This is a genomic window from Aquincola tertiaricarbonis (genome assembly GCF_000969605.1).
Taxonomy (GTDB): domain Bacteria; phylum Pseudomonadota; class Gammaproteobacteria; order Burkholderiales; family Burkholderiaceae_C; genus Aquincola; species Aquincola tertiaricarbonis.
This window is the reverse complement of sequence record NZ_JZUE01000076.1, coordinates 1-1041: the sequence shown is the minus strand read 5'-3', so window position 1 is coordinate 1041 and position 1041 is coordinate 1. Positions and strand designations below refer to the sequence as shown.

Sequence of the window (1041 nt, the reverse complement as noted above, 5' to 3'; positions counted from 1 at the left end):
TGTGAAGCTTCAATAGGTTGTATCCGGTGTTCATCCGGGTTGGGTTTGAGAGACTGGAAGTCGCCAAACACCCAATCCTCAAGGAAGCCAACCGGATGAACATCCATAAGCATGCCCGATTGACGTACGCACGTCGCCTGGAGATGGTTGAGCAGATGATCGAGCTGAGCTGGTCGGCCAGTGATGCGGCCGCTAAGCACGGGGTGACGCCTGTGACCGCACGCAAGTGGCTTGGGCGTTACCTGGCCGGGGGCGAGGCAGCGCTGGCCGACGCGTCGTCGCGGCCCGCCCACTCGCCTCGTGCCATCGATCCGTCCAAGGCGCTGCTGATCGTGGAGCTGCGCCGGCGCCGCATGACCCAGGCGCGCATCGCCCTAAGCGTGGGCGTCTCCGCCAGCACCGTTAGCCGCGTGCTGGCTCGCGCGGGGTTGTCCAAGCTCAGCGATCTGGATCCGGTCGAGCCGGTGGTGCGCTACGAGCACGACCAGCCAGGCGACCTGCTGCACATCGACACCAAGAAGCTCGGACGCATCGAGCGACCCAGCCACCGCGTTACGGGCAACCGCCGCGACTCGGTCGACGGGGCCGGCTGGGAGATGCTGTTCGTGGCCGTGGATGACCACGCGCGCATTGCCTTCACGGCCATGCACCCGGACGAGAGGACGCCGCAGGCAGTGCAGTTCCTGCGTGATGCGGTGGCCTACTACGCCAGCCTGGGCATCACGGTGCGCCGCTTGCTGACCGACAACGGCTCGGCGTTCCGGTCCAAGGACTTCGCCGCCGCCTGCACTGCTCTGGGCATCACGCAGAAGTTCACCCGCGCGTACCGGCCCCAGACCAACGGCAAAGCCGAGCGCTTCATCCAGTCGGCGCTGCGCGAGTGGGCCTATGGATGGACCTACCAGAACTCCGACCAGCGCACGCAGGCGTTGGCCAGCTGGCAGCACCACTACAACTGGCACCGCCCTCACGCAGGTATCAGCGGCGCTTTTCCGATGTCCAAACTCACCAAATCAAGAAAGAACCTCTTGACGGTTCACA

Annotated in this window: 1 protein-coding gene; it reads left to right on the top strand. The window is 64.9% G+C overall.

What is annotated here, in order from left to right; genetic code table 11:
- Positions 1-95: 95 nt before the first annotated feature.
- Positions 96-1041, top strand: a 946-nt coding sequence (locus VO99_RS27460) for an IS481 family transposase (protein ID WP_046116156.1), incomplete at its 3' end; no start/stop codon positions are given.